The organism is Allobosea sp. NPDC003192, from assembly GCF_050275675.1.
In the GTDB taxonomy this organism is placed as follows: Bacteria; Pseudomonadota; Alphaproteobacteria; order Rhizobiales; family Beijerinckiaceae; genus Allobosea.
Genome location: NZ_JBNNPK010000004.1, coordinates 24,830 through 41,084 on the forward strand (window position 1 = coordinate 24,830; position 16,255 = coordinate 41,084).

Genomic DNA, 16,255 nt, shown 5'->3' on the forward strand with positions numbered 1-16,255 from the left:
AAAGGGAGAGGCGATGGTGTGATGGCCGACGAAGTTGCCGCCGGCCATCACGCCATCCGTCTGTCTCACGCCAATGACGCGTCGATGCTCTTGCAGGCGTCGATCAGGCTCTGGACCGAGGCGACCGACTTGGCCAGCATCTCCTTCTCGGCGCCGTTGAGGCGGATCTTGACGACCCGCTCGACGCCCTTGGCGCCGATCACCACCGGCACGCCGACGAACATGTCCTTGACGCCGTACTGGCCCTTGAGCGCGGCGGCCGCCGGCAGCACGCGCTTCTGGTCCTTGAGATAGCTCTCGGCCATGGCGATCGCCGAGGCGGCCGGGGCATAGAAGGCCGAGCCGGTCTTAAGCAGGTTGACGATCTCGCCGCCGCCCTTGCGGGTGCGCTCGACGATGGCGTCGAGACGCTCCTGCGTCGTCCACTTCATCTTGACGAGGTCGGGCAGCGGGATGCCGGCGACGCCCGAGTAACGAACCAGCGGCACCATGTCGTCGCCGTGGCCGCCGAGCACGAAGGCCGAAACGTCCTTGACCGAGACCTTGAACTCGTCGGCGAGGAAGTGGCGGAAGCGGGCCGAGTCGAGCACGCCGGCCATGCCGCAGATCATGTTGGGCTTCAGGCCCGAGAACTTCTGCAGGGCCCAGACCATCGCGTCGAGCGGGTTGGTGATGCAGATCACGAAGGCCTTCGGGGCATACTGCTTGATGCCCTCGCCGACCGACTTCATCACCTTGAGGTTGATGCCGATCAGATCGTCGCGGCTCATGCCGGGCTTACGCGGCACGCCGGCGGTGACGATGATCACGTCGGCGCCCTTGATGTCCTCGTAGGAATTCGTGCCCTTGTAGCCGGCGTCGAAGCCGTCGACCGGAGCGGACTCGGCGATATCAAGGCCTTTGCCCTGGGGAATGCCCTCGGCGATATCGAACAGGACGACGTCGCCCAGCTCCTTGAGGCCCGCGAGGTGCGCGAGCGTGCCGCCGATCTGTCCGGCGCCGATAAGGGCGATCTTCTTGCGGGCCATTGCCGAATCCTTGTTGTTGGATGCGAATGCAGGTGAAGCCGAAAAGCCGTGGGTTCTTTGACCCAAGCCGCTCTCGGGCTCAACCCTGTCCAAAATTGGACATTGGAATGTCCCCAAGCGGCGAATTTGGCCATCCGATCACGGAATGCCCAGCAAAACCAATTCGTTAGAAGCTAGCTCACGAAAACGTGCCGTCAACCTGCCGGCAAAACGGGCAGTTACATTTTACAAAATCTGTCATTTTTTTAGATCACACCGGTCGCGAGCGTGCGCAGCGCCACCCTGATCAGGGTGGCAAGCCTGGCATCGACCGATTCCTGCGGGACATCCGCCTCCAGTTCCAGCGCGGCAGGATGGATGAAACGATGGGTGGCGTCGATCACGAAGGCGATGGCGCGATCGCGATCGCGCGGCTCGAAGGCTCCCGTGGCGATGCCGTCATCGATCACGCGTTCGAACAGGGCGCGGACGCGGGTGCGGTTGCGCCGGCTGATCGCATGGCGCTTCGCCACGGCCTGCGACAGCGCCGCGAACAGATGCGGCTCCTCATGCAGCAGGTCGCGGTTCGCCTTGGCGAGTGCCAGGATCAGGCGTTCAAGCTTGTCGTCAGCCGGGTCGGGCCCGTCGGCGATATCGGCGAGCGAGCGCTCGGTCGCCTTCAGCCAGACATCGACCACCGCGTCGATCAGCGCCGTGCGCGAAGGGAAGTAGCGGTAGACATTGGCATGGGTCATGCCCGCTTCTTCCGCCACCGCGACCACGGTGAAACGGCGCAGGCCGTGCTGGCGCAGATGCTCGCCGGCGACCGCGAGAATGCGCATCTCGCTCGGTTCGCGCGGCGTCGCCACGCTCAGGTCTCCACCAGCCCGGTCGCGTCGCCGCTCGCGGCCGAGTCGGCCCGACCATGCGGCAAGGCGAGATATTCCTCCGAGCGCATCTCGATCAGGCGCGACACCGTCCGGTCGAACTCGAAAGCCTCGCGGCCGCTCTGCGCGACATAGAGGCCGGTCGGCTCCGCCGCCGCCGAGGCGACGAGCTTCACATGGCTCTCATAGAGCGTGTCGACCAGGATGATGAAGCGCTTGGCCTCGTTGCGCCGCTCCATGTCCATGATCGGGATGTCGTCGAGGATCAGCGTATGGAAGTGCTGGGCGAGCGCGAGGTAGTCGGAGGCGCCATAGGCCTGGGCGCAGAGATCCTTGAAGCTGGCCCGCGCCACGCCGCCCGCCGCCTGTGGCAGCTTCAGCTCATGGCCCTTGATCGCGATGGTCGCGGGTGCCCCTTGTGCCACGCCGGTGAGCTGGCTGAAGGCCTTGTCGAGCGCAGCCTTCGCCTTGTCGTCGGCGGGCACGTGATAGGTTGGCGCGCCGCCGAGCTTCTCCAGCCGGAAATCGGTACGCGCCTCCAGCTTGATCACATCGACCTTGCTGGCGAGCAGCTCGATGAAGGGCAGGAAAAGCGCGCGGTTGAGCCCGCCCTCGTAGAGGCGCGAGGGCTCGACATTGGAGGTCGCGACCACCGTGACGCCATCGGCGAACAGCCTGGTGAACAGCCGCCCGAGAATCATCGCGTCGGCGATATCGGTGACGGTGAACTCGTCGAAGCAGAGCAGGCTCGCCTCCTCCGCCAGCTCGGCCGCTACCGGCCCGATCGGGTCCGGCTCCTTGACCTTGCCGGCCTTGAGCGCCTGGCGGTAGGCATGGATGCGTTCATGCACATCGGCCATGAAGGCGTGAAAATGCACGCGCCGGCGCGCCGCGACCGGCACCGTCTCGTAGAACAGGTCCATCAGCATGGTCTTGCCGCGGCCGACCGAGCCCCAGATGTAAAGCCCCTTGACCGCGTCCGCCGCCGGCTGCTTCCGGCCAAACAGCCAGCCCAGCGCGCTGCTCTTCTTCGCGAGCTTGCGACTGGCAAGCGTCTCGGACAACGCCTGAAGCCGCCTGACGACGGCGACCTGCGCCGGATCGCGCTCGATCGCACCCGAGGCGACCAGGGCGTCATAACGTTCGGGGAGCGTGGCGGGCATGGCTTCGAGGCAGGAAGAGATGTCGCCTTTCGGGTTACGGCAGGGCGGCCCGACCTGCAACCCTCGGCAAGGCCGCCGCGCTATGCGGCCTGCCGCGGGCGCTGCCAGCCGGCGCGCAGATGGCGGGCAAGCTCGCGCGTCGCTTCCGAGGGCTGCGAGCGCGACAGATGCAGCGTGATCGCAAAGGGCGGCAGCTCGGGCAGGCCTTCCGATGACCCAAGAATATCGAGATCGGGCGGCACCGTGCAGGCGAGCCAGGCGGTGACGGCGAGGTCGGTCCTGACCGTTGCGGTCGTCGCATCGATATTGCCGTTCTCGAAGACGGAACGCCAGGCGCGCCCCCGCTCGTCGAGCGCTGCGGTCACCGCAGGCCGGAAGGCGCAGCTATCGGCGACGAGCGAGAGCGGCAGCGGCTGTTTCAAATAGGCAGCGCCGGCCCTGGCGCCGACCCAGACCAGCCGTTCGATGCCGAGGCATTCGCCGCCCGCTGCCGCGAGCGGCTGTTCCACCAGGGCAAGATCGACCTCGCCCTTGCCGAGCGCCTCGAGCAGTTGCGGCGAGGAAGCGCAGACCAGAGAGATCTCGACCAAAGGGCTCGCCTCGGCGAAGCCCTTCAGGATCGGCGCGAGACCGGTGCCGACAAGATCATAGGGCACGCCGAGCCGCACCGTCCCGGTGCAGCCCGTCGTCATCTCTGCCCAGATCTCATCGTTGAGGCCGATCAGCCGGCGCGCCTTGGCGAGGAGGCGGTCGCCCGAGGCTGTCAGCTTCAGCCCGCGCCGCTCGCGCAGGAACAGGCCCTGCCCGAGCCGCCGCTCCAACCGCATGATCTGCTGGCTGACGGCGCTCTGTGTCAGGTGCAGCACGTTGCCGGCGATGGTCATGCTGCCATGGTCGGCGACCGCGACGAAGGCCCGGATCAGTTCGAGGTCGAGATTGCGCATGATCAGCATTATGAATCGTAATGCCATTTCACTTCAACATTCGTTTTTATCATCCAGCTGACACGCCTAATTCCATGGCTCCCGCCCGGAGCCATCCATGTCACCAGATCAGACCCTACCGCTCATCGCCTTCGCTGCCGCCGCGATGGTGACGCCGGGTGCCACTACCACGCTCGCCACCGCCTCTGGCGCCCATTTCGGCTTTCGCCGCTCCTTGCCCTTCATGATCGGCGTCACGATCGGCGTGATGGCGATGGCGACCGCCGCGGCGGCCGGCCTTGCGAGCCTGCTTCTGGCAATGCCTTCGCTCGAACTGGTGATGAAGCTCGCCGGCTCCGCCTATCTTCTCTGGCTTGCCATCAAGATCGGGCGAAGCGGCCCGCCGCATCTCGACCGGAGCATTGCCAAGCCGACCAGCTTTCTCGGCGCGCTCTGGATCCAGCTGCAGAACCCCAAGGGTTGGGCGGTCACGCTCGGTGCCGCGGCCTCCTTCGGCGAGCTTGCCCGCGGCGCAGGAGAGCTCGCCGCCCTGCTCGGCGCCGTCTTCGGCGTTCTCGCCTTGCTGTCGCTGATGCTCTGGTGCGTCGCAGGCCTGCTTCTGGCTCGGCTCCTGCGGCAGGCCTGGCAATGGCGCGTACTCAACATTGCGCTGGCTCTGGCGCTCGCCACCTCGATCCTCACAATGTGGCGTTAGCGCGCAGTCTTAACCATTTCCGCCAGTTTTACAGGCATTTAGCCGTAAATTGCCGCAATCGCGCCTCTTGCATTCCCAGATCGCGAGCGCATCTTGCTCTCCGAGTTAGGGAAGACACGCCTCCTTTGGGCAGCGCAACCGCGCTTTCACAGGAGCTGCAATTGAATCGTTCGATCAAGTCTGGCGCCAAGGCCAGGCACGGCGAGGTCAGGCGTCTCTGGCCTGCCGAGCGCGACCTCTTCACCGCCCATCTGCTTCGTCTCGACGCCGCCACGCGGCGTGAGCGTTTCGGGACGGCGGTCACCGATGATTTTCTTCGTGCTTACGCCGAGACCACCTTCGGCATCGGCGGGCTCGTCTACGCCTATGTCGAGGCCGGCGAGGTCCGTGGCGCCGCGGAGCTGCGCGGGCTGGAGGAAATCATCATCCAGACCGGCGAGGCCGCCTTCAGCGTCGAGCGCGACTGGCGCCGGCGCGGCATCGGCGGGGAGCTGTTCGGCCGCCTGATGACGGCGGCGCGCAACCGCAATATCCGCACGCTCTATATGACCTGCCTGCCCGAGAACGCGGCGATGCGGAATCTCGCGCGCAAGTTCGAGGCCGAGATGGTCGGTGGTTACGCCGACGTCGAAGGCCGAATCGCCACCGGCGCACCGACGCCGTTCACCTTGCTCGACGAGGCGCTCGACAATGCCCGCAGCTTCGCGACCCTGTCGCTCTCGCTGCAGCGCAAGTTCTGGCCGCAGGCCCTGTTCGGCCGGACCGCCTCGCGACACTGACCAAGAACGGGCGCCGCGCTCTAGCGATTCATCGAGAGCCCGGCGCCCGATTTCGTGATTGCTCCGTTCATGGTGCCGGCGCTGCCGACGCGCAGACGCGCCACCACCGAGCCGCCGCGCTGGTAGAGGTAGACCTCGCCGTCACGATAATCCCAGGCATTGACCTGCTGCAGGTCGCGATTGCTGCAGCCCGTGGCATTGGCGCGGTAGAGGTCGAGCGAGGGCGAGCTCGAGAGCTGTACCCGGCAGGAACCACCGGTCGCCTCCTGCGCCGTCCAGTTGCCGATCACGCCGTCGCGGTTCGAGACCGAACCGGAGCGTGTCGAGCCGCCACCCGGCGTTGCGCCGGGGTTGGCGTTGGCGACCTGTGGCGGCGCCGGCTCGACCGGGCGCTGTTGCTGCACCGGTGGTTGCTGCCCAGGCTGTCCCGCCTGGGGGTCAAAGTAAGGATCGTTCTGGGGCGGCATGCCGCCTGCGCCGGGGGCGGGTCCGCTGGCCGGGTACCCCCCCGCTTGCGGCGGCGCGCTCGGATAGCCGCCCGGCGGTGGCAGCGGCTCGGAGGTGACCGGGGCCGACTGGATCGGCGGCGCCGACTGCATCGGCTCGCCATAGGCCGGCGCGCGGGCGACGGCCTGGCCCGAGCCATACCCGCCGAACCGTTGCGAACCCGCGCAGGCGGTCAGCAACAGGAGAGGCAGCAGGCTCGCGGCCCGCAGCAACGCAGAAGTCCTCAAGCTCATCCCCGTCATCTCGATAGCTCGGCCACCTGGAGCACTGTGAAACCTGTCGCCTGAACGTGGCATGAGCGCGTTCAAGGCTGCAAAAGAGGCGTTGGTCAAGTCCTGACATGGTTTTGCAGCGCGCGAGCGACGTGGCAGAAGAGTGCCCCGCTTTCCGGACCATCAAATGAAGCCGCTCAACCCCTCTTCGATCCGCGCTCCCTTCGCCCGCTACAGCCACGGCACCGAGCTGCCGGCCGGCCAGCGGCTGGTGTTCTGCTCCGGCCAGCTCGGCATCGCCGCCGACGGTACGATCCCCGAGGGCGTCCGGGAACAGGCCGATCTCTGCTTCGCCAACATCGCGGCGATCCTGGGCGAAGCCGGCATGGCGCTGAAGGACATCGTCCGTATCAACGCCTATGTCACCGACCGCGCCCATATGAAGGGCTATATGGAATCGCGCGATGCCCATGTCGGCACGCCGCCGCCGGCCTCGACCTTGATGATCGTCTCCGGCTTCACCCTGCCGGAGTTCAAGGTCGAGATCGAAGTCGTCGCCGCTGCTCCCGAGAAGCGGCGCAAGCCGTCGCGCAGCGCGAGCGCGCCGCAGTTCTAGCAGGCCGTCAGCTCGCGTCGGGCGCCCGCCACGGGAAGCTCCAGGTCTCGGTCAGCGTCTTGCTGCCGCTCTTCAGGAAGGCGCGCATCTCGGCGAGCTGGCCCGGCTCGACCACGATGTCGATGAAGGCGCGGAAGCCCTCCGTCTTCGGGTTCGGCACCAGGAAGGCGCGGTTGATCCGGCCATAGGCGATCGAGGGCACGATCTCGACCTTTTCTGGCTGCTTCAGATAGTAGCCGAGATCGCCGCCGGCGAAGTCGACGATGAAGCGCCTTGTATTCTCCGTCACCGCCTCGCCCGAGCCGAGCGCCTTGGGCTTGGCCTGGTAGGTATTGATCGCTCGCCCACCCGGATGCAGATCGCTGGAATCGAGCATCGCGGTGAGCTTGTAGCCGAAGCGGAACTCGCGGCCCGGCTCCAGCGCCAGCTTCGGCGCCCAGAGTGCGACGATGTTGTCGTTGGTCTCGTCGGTGGTCGGCAACTCGATCAGCTCGACCACACCCTCGCCCCAGTCGCCCTGCGGCTCGATCCAGTAGGACGGCCTGAGCTCATAGTTGAGGTCGAGGTCCTGATAGTGCTCGAAGACGCGGTCGCGCTGCATCAGGCCGAAGCCCCGCACATTGCGCTCGACGAAGGAAGAGGCCGCCGGAACGCGGGCATTACGCAGGGGACGCCAGATCCACTCGCCGGTACTGGAATGGATCAGCAGCCCGTCGGAATCGTGCAGCTCGGTGCGGAAATCGTCATGGAAGCGCCGGTCGTTCTCGCCGGTGAAGAACATCGAGGTCAGCGGCGCCAGGCCGAGCTTGTCGATCGGCTTGCGCGGGAACAGTGCGGCACCGACATCAACCACGCTGTCACCGTCCGGATAGATATGAAAGCGATAGGCGCCGGCGACAGAAGGCGAATCGAGCAGCGCATAAACGGTGACGCGGTCGGCATCGGCCGCCGGCGTCTCGACCCAGAATTCGCGGAAGACCGGAAATTCCTCGCCACCCGGCACGCCGGCACCGATCGAAAGGCCGCGCGCCGAGAGGCCATAACGCTGGCCGCGCCCGAGCACGCGGAAATAGCTGGCGCCGATGAAGGAGATCAGCTCGTCGAAAACACGGGGGTCGTTGAGTGGATAGTGCAGCCGGAAGCCGGCGAAGCCGAGATTGACCGGCAGGGGCTTCTCGAACTTGGTGCGCCCGTAGTCGAAGAGATTGGCCGCATAGGGCACCGGCATCGGCACGCCGTCGCGGATCACGTTCACCGTCACCGGCCGCGTGAACAGGAAGCCGGGGTGGAACATCTGCATGCGGAAGCCGGAATTCGACTGGGCGAGCAGCGCCCGCTCGGGCCGGAAGCGGATTTCGCGCCAGGCGTCGAAATCGAGCCGCGTCAGCGCCTCTGGCAGCGCCGGCCCTGCTTCATAAGGCACCGCGGCGATCTCGCGGGCCCGGCGCGCCACCTCCTCGAAGCCGAATCGCGGCTGCGGTGGCGCCTGCTCCGGCTGCTGCGCCAGCAACGCCTGCGGCGCGGCGGTGGCGCACAGGGCTGCGCTCAGCCCGGCGAGAACCCGGCGGCGATCGGTAACGGCCATAATCGAAACTTGCCCCGTCGAAATAGGCGCGCGAAGGCGCGCTACGCCAACGACTTAGGCGATGAAATGGGGCTGGTCTAGGGCGCTGTCGCGACATCCGTCAGGCTGAGGCCGGCAAGACCTGCTGCGACCTCCTCGGGCGCGACATCGCCGAGGATCGCGGCCTGGACGACGAAGCCGAAAAGAATCGAGAGGATCAGCTTGGCGACCTCCTTCGCCGGGGTCTCCGGAGCCGCCTGCCCCGCACGCTGCCAACCTGTCGCCACCCGCTCGAGCTGTCCGCGCACCATGGCGTAATAGCCGCGCATAGTCTGCCGAAGCAGCTCGTTGCGCTGGGCCTCGGTCCAGCCGAGCAGCGCGATCCGCTTGAGGTCGTAGTCCTTGCGCACGGTGAAGCGCTCGATCGCCGCCGTCACCTCGCCCAGCAACCGCTGCGGCGGCAAAGGCGGCTCGGCCATCAGGATCGGCGCGATCAGCCCGCTCAACTCGGTGAGCGAGGTCGTCACCGCCGCCATGATCAGCTCGTCCTTGCTCGGGTAGTAGGAATAGACCGCGCCGGCCGACAGCCCGCTGGCACGGATGATGTCGTCCATCGTCGTGGCGTGCAGCCCTTCCCTCTGAAAACAGCTCCAGGCTGCCTCGAGGATCTGGGCTCGGCGCGCAGCCCGCTTCTCATCGCTGATTTTCGGCATGCCTACCAAATAAAACGAACGCTCCCTCTTTACAAGGCGTCGAACTCCTGCCTTATAAAAAACGAATAGCCGTTCTTTTTTAATTGGAGTCGAGATGATCAGGATCACCGCCGTCGAGACCGGCAAGGCCCGGATGAAGACCGCCCAGCGCACCGGCCGCGACGACCGCGGCCCTGTCGGGCTCAAGCTCGACATTTTCCGCGACCGCAACTGGGTCGAGCCGCTGCCGATCCTCTGCTACCTGATCGAGCACCCCGAGGGACGCTTCCTGGTCGACACCGGCGACACCTGGCGCAACTCGGTGCCGGGCTACCTCCCTGGCTGGAACCCGTTCTACAAGCAGGTCTCGATCAAGGTCGCCCCGCATGAGGAGATCGGCCCCCGCCTGCTCGCCCAGGGGATCGACCCGGCCGATATCAGCACGGTCATCCTGACCCATTTCCACCATGACCACACTGGCGGGCTCGACCACTTCCCGCATAGCCGGATCATCGGCCCGCGCGATAATTACGCGGTCTCGACCGGCCTGCGCGGCATGATGATGGGCTGCCTGCCGCAGCGCTGGCCGGTCTGGCTGGAGCCCGAGCTCGTCGCGATGGACGGGCCGCCGATCGGTCCTTTCCCGGCCTCGCACCCGATCACCCGGGACGGCCGGATCCTGCTTGTTCCGACGCCGGGCCATGTCGCCGGCCATGTCGCGGTCGTCGTCCGCGACGACGACGTGACCTACTTCCTCGCCGGCGACGCGACCTATTCCCAGGACAACCTGCTCGCCGAAAAGACGGACGGGGTCACCAACGATCCGGCGACCGCGCTGGCGACGCTGCGCACGATCAAGCAGTTCGCCGCCCACGAGCGGACGGTGCTGCTGCCGGCGCATGACCCGCTCGCTCCGGCGCGGCTTCGCGCCAGGGAGCCGATGCGCTGACGGCCTCCCCGCCTCAGCCGACGTCCCTCCCTCCTTCCGTTCCGAGAGCCGACGATGAACGCCGAACGCCTGAAGGCCATGCCGGGGACGGCCTGGATCTATCCGTTGCTGGGGCTGCTCTTCTACGCCGTCGCCTCGGCGATCGGCTTCGCCGACCAGCTGGCGCCCGGCCCGGCCGGCATCCTACTCGCCGTGCTGCTCATCCCGGTGATGTTCGCCGCCATTTTCGCAGCGGTCTACCACGCCGAGGTGATCGCGCACTGGACCGGCGAGCCCTATGGCACGCTCGTCCTCACTGCGGCCGTGACCATCATCGAGGTCGCCCTGATCGCCTCGGTCATGCTGTCGGGCAAGGACGGCAGTCCGGAGCTGGCGCGCGACACGGTCTATGCGGTGGTGATGACGGTCTGCGCCGGCCTCACTGGCCTGTGCATCCTGATCGGCGGGCTGCGCTATCGCGAGCAGAGCTTCCGCGTCTCCGGCGCCGGCGCCTATCTCGCTGTCCTGCTCGTGCTGGCGACGCTCACCCTGATCCTGCCGAACTACACCGAGCATGCCCCCGGCCCGACCTATTCGCCGGTTCAGCTCGCCTTCGCGGCCATCGTCACCCTCGTGCTTTACGGAGCCTTCCTCTACATCCAGACGGTCCGTCACCGCGACTACTTCATCGCCTCATCGGACGAACACGACTGGCACGTCAACCTCTCGCCGCGCCGTGTCGCGATCAGCCTCACATTGCTGCTCGTCGCCCTCGTCGCGGTGGTGCTGCTGTCGAAGAAATTCTCCGTCATCGTCGAGCTCGGCCGTGAGGCGATGGGCGCGCCGCCACCGGTGACAGGCCTGCTCGTCGCCATCCTCATTCTGCTGCCGGAGGGGATCGCCGCCGTCCAGGCGGCCCGCGGCGACGCCTTGCAGAAATCGCTCAACCTCGCCCTCGGCTCGGCGCTGGCGACGATCGGCATGACCGTTCCCGCCGTGGCGCTCGTCACGCTCCATCTCGGCAAGCCGCTCGCGCTCGGTCTCGACGGTGCCGATTCGGTGCTGCTCGCGCTCACCCTGCTGGTCAGCACCCTCACCTTCGCGACGGGCCGCACCAACATCCTGCACGGCATCGTCCATCTCGTGATCTTCGCGACCTTCCTGTTCCTGACTTTCCAGCCTTGAAACCGGCGGCGAACGGCCCGTGCGGGTCGCCGCCGATCAGCGCTCCCGCCCTGCATCGCGTCCTGTAAAAAATCCGGCCCCGGCCGTCAGAAAAAACTTGAAGCGAAGTGCACCCGTCCGTATATGGGGCTCACCCAATTCGCACGTGCCTGTGGCCGCGTGCTGGTCGGTGGGCATCCGGACAAGAGGCCGGACAGCCGCCAGGGATGGGAAACGGATGGAGGGGGATGGATATCCCCTCAAATCACGCTCCCGGCGCTCGCAAGAGGGCCGCTCCCGAACAGCGACCGGCAGCCGGAGGCAAAACCGGCGAACCCCGAATCTCCACGGGGGACGCAGCTTAAAGCAACGACGGAGCGGGCTTTTTTGGTCTCGCCGGCTTTCCACAGGCCGGCACCGAAGAGGCTTGTCCTTCATTGCCGGCCGTGCGGGGTTCTCCCAATCGACGGTGTTTCGGGTCCGGACGTTTCGTCCGCAGTCCTTAGGCGTCTCCACAGCGCCTCGGATCGCGAACGTTTCTCCCCGGCTACACGTCGTATCGGCGCCGCTTGCGCCGAAGAGGAGCAGCGTCTCATGACCGAGCGCATCCGTGAATTTCTGCGTGACCGCCGCGAGGATGGTCCCTGCGTCGTGATCGACCTCGAGGTCGTGCGCGAGAACTATGTCGCCTTCTCCCGGGCGCTGCCGGACACCCGTGTCTTCTACGCGGTCAAGGCGAACCCGGCGCCGGAAGTGCTGCGCCTGCTGGCCAAGCTCGGCTCCTGCTTCGATTGCGCCTCGGTCGTCGAGATCGAGCTCGCCCTCGCGGCCGGCGCCACGGCGGATCGCATCTCCTTCGGCAACACCATCAAGAAGGAGCGCGACGTCGCCCGCGCCATGGAGCTCGGCGTGCGCCTGTTCGCCGTCGACTGCCAGGCCGAGGTCGAGAAGATCGCCCGTGCCGCCACGGCAACCAAGGCCGAGGGCGCGCGCATCTTCTGCCGCATCCTCTGCGACGGCGCCGGCGCCGACTGGCCGCTCTCGCGCAAGTTCGGCTGCGTACCCGAGATGGCCGCGGACGTGCTCGAGCACGGCCATCGCCTCGGCCTGCAGGCCTATGGCATCTCGTTCCACGTCGGCTCGCAGCAGGCGAACGTGAACGCCTGGGATTCGGCCCTGGCCTCGGCCTCGGCCGTGTTCAAGGAGTGCGCCACCCGCGGCCTGTCGCTGTCGATGGTCAACCTCGGCGGCGGCTTCCCTGCGCGCTACCTGCGTCCGATTCCGGGCGTGCCGGCCTATGGCGATGCGATCTTCCAGGCGCTGTCGAAGCATTTCGGCAACCGTCTGCCGGAGACCATCATCGAGCCGGGCCGCGGCATGGTCGGCGAAGCCGGCCTGATCGAGGCCGAGGTCGTGCTGATCTCGAAGAAGAGCGAGGACGACCAGGTTCGCTGGGTCTATCTCGACATCGGCAAGTTCAACGGTCTCGCCGAGACGATGGACGAGGCGATCCGCTACCCGATCCGAACGATCCGGGACGGCGACGCCACGGTTCCCTGCGTGCTCGCCGGCCCGACCTGCGATTCGGTCGACGTCATGTACGAGAAGACCCCGTACATGCTGCCGTTCAGCCTGGAGATCGGCGACAAGGTCCTGATCGAAGGCACCGGCGCCTATACGACGACCTATTCGGCCGTCGCCTTCAACGGCTTCCCGCCGCTGAAGCAGTACGTCATCTGACGAAACGGGAGGGTTGAGAGACCCTCCCTCACCAATCGGGTCCGGCGAAGCGCCCTGCCACCGATCGGCAGGCCGCCCGGGAAACCGGGCGGAGCGTTCGTGCCTCCAAGAATGGAGCGCGGGCGTGGCTCCCGCCGGACCCTCTTCCACACATTCCCCTGTTTGTGGCCGCTCGCTGAGCGGCGCCGGGAAGGTCCGCGCGATGGCGGGCGCTCCGGCAGGAGGTGCGTCATGATCACGATCCGCGACGAGATCGAGACCGATATCCCGGCCCGCGAGGCCCTGCTCGACCGCTGCCTCGGCGAGCGCCGTACGACCAAGTCGAGCGAGCGCCTGCGCGAGGGCCGCCTGCCGGCGGAAGGACTGGCCCTGACCGCCGAGCGCGACGGCGCCGTCGTCGCGACCGTACGCCTCTGGCATGTCGAGGCCGCCGGCAAGCCGGCGCTGCTGCTCGGCCCGCTCGCGGTTTCGCCGGACTTGCAGGGCGAGGGTCTCGGCAAGGCGATGATGCGCGAGGCGATCTGGCGCGCTGCCTGCCGCGGCCATGGCGCGATCCTGCTCGTCGGCGATGCGCCCTATTACGCACGCTTCGGCTTCACAGCCGAGCCGATGGCCGAGCTCGCCATGCCCGGCCCGTTCGAGCGCGAGCGTTTCCTCGGCCTCGAGCTGCGTGACGGCGCGCTCCAGGGCGCGAGCGGCGTCCTGAAAGCCACGGGGGCGCTCGCCCCGGCCGAGGGAATGGAAGGTCTCCGACGTCGCGCCGCCTGACCTCGCTCTCGGATCGTAGTCGATCCGTCATCAAATCGCGTCATTGAAGCCCGCGCAGCCTTGGCTGCGCGGGCTGCCGTCAGGTAAGGCGGCCTGCAACGCCTTCCCTGACGAAGAAGACCAAATGCTGATCGCCCATCTCTCCGACCTGCACATCTGCCCGCCGGGCCGCCTCGCCCTCAAGGTCTCCGACACGATCGGCATGACCCAGCGCGCCTTCGACGCCGTCGCCGCCCTACCCATCCGGCCGGACGTGCTCGTCATCACCGGCGACCTGACCGAGAGCGGCCTGCCGGAGGAATATGCGCTCGTCCGCTCGATGCTGGACAAGCTCGGCCTGCCGACGCTGCTGATCCCCGGCAATCACGATGTCCGCGAGGCGATGATCGCCGGGCTCGACCTCGGCCCGCATGCCGATCTCGCCGGCGGCTTCATCCAGTTCAAGGCCGATCTCGGCCCCCTCAGGCTGATCGGCCTCGACACGCTGCTGCCGGGCTCCAGCGCCGGCGCGATCTGCGATGCACGCCTCGACTTCCTCGAAGGGGCGCTGGCGGAAGCCGAAGGTAGGCCCGCCATCCTGTTCACGCACCATCCGCCCTTCTCCTGCGGCCTCGGCTATATGGACGCGGTCATGCTCAAGGACGGGGCGGCGCGGTTGACCGAGATTGTCTCGCGGCACCCGAACATCGAGCGCGTGCTCAGCGGCCATCATCACCGCCCGGTCCAGGTCCGCTATGCCGGCACGATCGGCCAGGTCGTGCCGGGTGTCGCGCATCAGGTCATCCTCGACCTGACGCCAGGCGCGGAGGCGCGCTTCCTAATGGAGCCTCCGGCCTTCATGCTGCACATCTGGCAGCCCGGCGCCGGCCTGATCTCGCACACCGCCTATGTCGGCGCCTTCGAGGGGCCCTACCCGTTCAGCCTCGGCAAGGACTGAGCCTGCCGGCATTGACGCCGGAGACCCCGCCCCATACCAGCGTCCGCTTATCCTCAACCCGACCACCCAGGAGTGAAAAAGAATGACGGATTGGCCCGTATACGGCGAGATCAGTGGCCCGATCGTGATGATCGGCTTCGGTTCGATCGGCCGCGGGACACTGCCGCTGATCGAGCGGCATCTCAAATTCGACAAGAGCCGGTTCGTGGTGATCGCACCCGACGACGACAACCGCGCCTTGCTGGACGAGCGCGGCATCCGCTTCATCCAGGAAGCCGTGACGCTCGAGAACTACAAGACCATGCTGGAGCCGCTGCTGACCGCGGGCGGTGGCCAGGGCTTCTGCGTCAACCTGTCCTGCGACACCGGCTCGCGCGACATCATGGAGCTCTGCTCCAGCCTCGGCGCGCTCTATATCGACACGGTCAACGAGCCTTGGCTCGGCTTCTATTTCGACGAGACGAAGGGCCCGGGCGAGCGCTCGAACTACGCGCTGCGCGAGATGACGCTCGCCGCCAAGCGCGCCCGCGCGCCGGGCTCGACGACGGCCGTCTCCTGCTGCGGCGCCAATCCCGGCATGGCCTCCTGGCTGGCCAAGAAGGCTCTGCTGAACATCGCCTCCGACATGCGCCTCAACGTGCCGCAGCCGACCACCCGCGAGGAATGGGCCGGGCTGATGAAGCAGGTCGGCGTCAAGGGCATCCATATCGCCGAGCGCGACACGCAGCGCTCGAAGAACCCGAAGCCGCCGGGCGTCTTCGTCAACACCTGGTCGGTCGAGGGCTTCATCTCCGAGGGCGTGCAGCCGGCCGAACTCGGCTGGGGCACCCATGAGAAGTGGATGCCGGACAACGCCCGCACCCATGAGACCGGCTCGCAGGCGGCGATCTACCTGATGCAGGCCGGCGCCGAGACCAAGGTGCGCAGCTGGTGCCCGACGCCTGGCCCGCAATACGGCTTCCTAGTGACGCATAACGAGTCGATCTCGATCGCCGACTACTTCACCGTGCGCGACGAGGCCGGCAAGGCGGTCTACCGACCGACCTGCCACTACGCCTATCACCCGGCCAACGACGCGGTGCTCTCGCTGCACGAGATGTTCGGCAATGCCGGCCGTCCGCAGGAGGAGCACCACATCCTCGAGGAGAACGAGGTCATCGACGGCATCGACGAGCTCGGCGTGCTGCTCTACGGCCACGACAAGGGCGCCTACTGGTTCGGCTCGCAGCTCTCGACGGAGGAAGCGCGCAAACTCGCTCCCTATCAGACTGCGACCGGCCTGCAGGTCACCTCGGCCGTGCTCGCCGGCATGGTCTGGGCACTGGAGAACCCCAAGGCCGGCATCGTCGAGGTCGAGGAGATGGATCTCGACCGCTGCCTTGCGATCCAGATGCCCTATCTCGGGCCGGTGAAGGGCTATTACACGGACTGGACTCCGCTCGACGGCCGCCCGGGCCTGTTCCCCGAGGACATCGACACCAGCGATCCCTGGCAGTTCAGGAACATCCTGGTCCGCTGACGCGCATAACTGCGTTCCGGGCTGCCGCATGGTGGCCCGGAACGACGGAATCAGCGCTGTTCAAAAGAGATCGCTCCGGCATTCCGCCATTCTGCGCGGCCAGCGATGGATGCGGTGCCTTGACCGCGCTATGA

The 16,255-nt window shown here is 66.9% G+C and carries 16 protein-coding genes; 9 read left to right on the forward strand and 7 right to left on the reverse strand.

Annotated features, from left to right (window positions below; translation table 11 throughout):
- Window positions 1-65 precede the first annotated feature (65 nt).
- From mdh to ACQKLX_RS06990, 4 genes are all read right to left on the reverse strand, one after another.
- Entirely contained in the window at window positions 66-1,028 is a 963-nt protein-coding gene (gene mdh / locus ACQKLX_RS06975) for a malate dehydrogenase (protein ID WP_291680556.1), read from the reverse strand.
- Window positions 1,029-1,273: 245 nt separating this feature from the next.
- Window positions 1,274-1,876 carry a TetR/AcrR family transcriptional regulator gene (locus ACQKLX_RS06980; protein ID WP_427360730.1) on the reverse strand — a complete coding sequence of 201 codons (603 nt, stop codon included), beginning with the start codon at window positions 1,874-1,876 and terminating at the stop codon, window positions 1,274-1,276.
- Window positions 1,877-1,878: 2 nt separating this feature from the next.
- Window positions 1,879-3,057, reverse strand: coding sequence for a cell division protein ZapE (zapE, locus tag ACQKLX_RS06985; RefSeq protein ID WP_427360732.1), 1,179 nt, complete (start codon window positions 3,055-3,057; stop codon window positions 1,879-1,881).
- A gap of 80 nt (window positions 3,058-3,137) precedes the next feature.
- Window positions 3,138-4,010 carry a LysR family transcriptional regulator gene (locus ACQKLX_RS06990; protein WP_427360734.1) on the reverse strand — a complete coding sequence of 291 codons (873 nt, stop codon included), beginning with the start codon at window positions 4,008-4,010 and terminating at the stop codon, window positions 3,138-3,140.
- Window positions 4,011-4,098: 88 nt separating this feature from the next.
- Between ACQKLX_RS06990 and ACQKLX_RS06995 the strand changes: the two genes are divergently transcribed.
- Both ACQKLX_RS06995 and ACQKLX_RS07000 read left to right on the forward strand, forming a co-directional pair.
- Window positions 4,099-4,695 (forward strand): LysE family translocator, encoded by a 597-nt coding sequence (locus tag ACQKLX_RS06995; RefSeq protein WP_427360736.1) that lies wholly within the window; start codon window positions 4,099-4,101, stop codon window positions 4,693-4,695.
- A gap of 161 nt (window positions 4,696-4,856) precedes the next feature.
- Window positions 4,857-5,474 (forward strand): GNAT family N-acetyltransferase, encoded by a 618-nt coding sequence (locus ACQKLX_RS07000; RefSeq protein ID WP_427360738.1) that lies wholly within the window; start codon window positions 4,857-4,859, stop codon window positions 5,472-5,474.
- 20 nt (window positions 5,475-5,494) lie between these two features.
- Here the strand turns inward: ACQKLX_RS07000 and ACQKLX_RS07005 are convergent, their stop codons facing one another.
- Complete coding sequence (locus ACQKLX_RS07005; RefSeq protein WP_427360740.1) at window positions 5,495-6,208, reverse strand: AprI/Inh family metalloprotease inhibitor; 714 nt, start codon at window positions 6,206-6,208, stop codon at window positions 5,495-5,497.
- A gap of 172 nt (window positions 6,209-6,380) precedes the next feature.
- Here ACQKLX_RS07005 and ACQKLX_RS07010 point away from each other — a divergent pair, with 172 nt between their 5' ends.
- Window positions 6,381-6,809, forward strand: a complete 429-nt coding sequence (locus ACQKLX_RS07010) for a RidA family protein (RefSeq protein ID WP_427360742.1) — start codon at window positions 6,381-6,383, stop codon at window positions 6,807-6,809.
- A 7-nt stretch (window positions 6,810-6,816) separates the two neighbouring features.
- Here ACQKLX_RS07010 and ACQKLX_RS07015 read toward each other — a convergent pair whose 3' ends face one another.
- Entirely contained in the window at window positions 6,817-8,394 is a 1,578-nt protein-coding gene (locus tag ACQKLX_RS07015) for an OpgD/OpgG family glucan biosynthesis protein (RefSeq protein ID WP_427360744.1), read from the reverse strand.
- A gap of 77 nt (window positions 8,395-8,471) precedes the next feature.
- Window positions 8,472-9,086 (reverse strand): TetR/AcrR family transcriptional regulator, encoded by a 615-nt coding sequence (locus tag ACQKLX_RS07020; protein WP_427361129.1) that lies wholly within the window; start codon window positions 9,084-9,086, stop codon window positions 8,472-8,474.
- Window positions 9,087-9,180: 94 nt separating this feature from the next.
- Here ACQKLX_RS07020 and ACQKLX_RS07025 point away from each other — a divergent pair, with 94 nt between their 5' ends.
- From ACQKLX_RS07025 to ACQKLX_RS07050, 6 genes are all read left to right on the forward strand, one after another.
- Complete coding sequence (locus tag ACQKLX_RS07025) at window positions 9,181-10,014, forward strand: MBL fold metallo-hydrolase (RefSeq protein ID WP_427360746.1); 834 nt, start codon at window positions 9,181-9,183, stop codon at window positions 10,012-10,014.
- Between the two features lie 54 nt (window positions 10,015-10,068).
- A complete protein-coding gene (locus tag ACQKLX_RS07030) occupies window positions 10,069-11,178 on the forward strand; it encodes a calcium:cation antiporter (RefSeq protein ID WP_427360748.1) in 1,110 nt (369 codons plus the stop codon).
- 573 nt (window positions 11,179-11,751) lie between these two features.
- A complete protein-coding gene (locus tag ACQKLX_RS07035) occupies window positions 11,752-12,897 on the forward strand; it encodes a type III PLP-dependent enzyme (RefSeq protein ID WP_427360750.1) in 1,146 nt (381 codons plus the stop codon).
- A 231-nt stretch (window positions 12,898-13,128) separates the two neighbouring features.
- Complete coding sequence (locus tag ACQKLX_RS07040) at window positions 13,129-13,665, forward strand: GNAT family N-acetyltransferase (protein WP_427360751.1); 537 nt, start codon at window positions 13,129-13,131, stop codon at window positions 13,663-13,665.
- Window positions 13,666-13,789: 124 nt separating this feature from the next.
- Entirely contained in the window at window positions 13,790-14,602 is an 813-nt protein-coding gene (locus tag ACQKLX_RS07045) for a phosphodiesterase (protein ID WP_427360753.1), read from the forward strand.
- An 82-nt stretch (window positions 14,603-14,684) separates the two neighbouring features.
- Entirely contained in the window at window positions 14,685-16,121 is a 1,437-nt protein-coding gene (locus ACQKLX_RS07050; protein WP_427360754.1) for a homospermidine synthase, read from the forward strand.
- Window positions 16,122-16,255: the final 134 nt, after the last annotated feature.

Coding starts and splice junctions, on each gene's coding strand:
- ACQKLX_RS07050 (WP_427360754.1), top strand. CDS start 14,685: ATGACGGATTGGCCCGTATACGGCGAGATCAGTGGCCCGATCGTGATG.
- ACQKLX_RS07040 (WP_427360751.1), top strand. CDS start 13,129: ATGATCACGATCCGCGACGAGATCGAGACCGATATCCCGGCCCGCGAG.
- ACQKLX_RS07035 (WP_427360750.1), top strand. CDS start 11,752: ATGACCGAGCGCATCCGTGAATTTCTGCGTGACCGCCGCGAGGATGGT.
- ACQKLX_RS07045 (WP_427360753.1), top strand. CDS start 13,790: ATGCTGATCGCCCATCTCTCCGACCTGCACATCTGCCCGCCGGGCCGC.
- ACQKLX_RS06990 (WP_427360734.1), bottom strand. CDS start 4,010: ATGCTGATCATGCGCAATCTCGACCTCGAACTGATCCGGGCCTTCGTC.
- zapE (WP_427360732.1), bottom strand. CDS start 3,057: ATGCCCGCCACGCTCCCCGAACGTTATGACGCCCTGGTCGCCTCGGGT.
- ACQKLX_RS07030 (WP_427360748.1), top strand. CDS start 10,069: ATGAACGCCGAACGCCTGAAGGCCATGCCGGGGACGGCCTGGATCTAT.
- ACQKLX_RS07025 (WP_427360746.1), top strand. CDS start 9,181: ATGATCAGGATCACCGCCGTCGAGACCGGCAAGGCCCGGATGAAGACC.
- ACQKLX_RS06995 (WP_427360736.1), top strand. CDS start 4,099: ATGTCACCAGATCAGACCCTACCGCTCATCGCCTTCGCTGCCGCCGCG.
- ACQKLX_RS07010 (WP_427360742.1), top strand. CDS start 6,381: ATGAAGCCGCTCAACCCCTCTTCGATCCGCGCTCCCTTCGCCCGCTAC.
- mdh (WP_291680556.1), bottom strand. CDS start 1,028: ATGGCCCGCAAGAAGATCGCCCTTATCGGCGCCGGACAGATCGGCGGC.
- ACQKLX_RS07020 (WP_427361129.1), bottom strand. CDS start 9,086: ATGCCGAAAATCAGCGATGAGAAGCGGGCTGCGCGCCGAGCCCAGATC.
- ACQKLX_RS07015 (WP_427360744.1), bottom strand. CDS start 8,394: ATGGCCGTTACCGATCGCCGCCGGGTTCTCGCCGGGCTGAGCGCAGCC.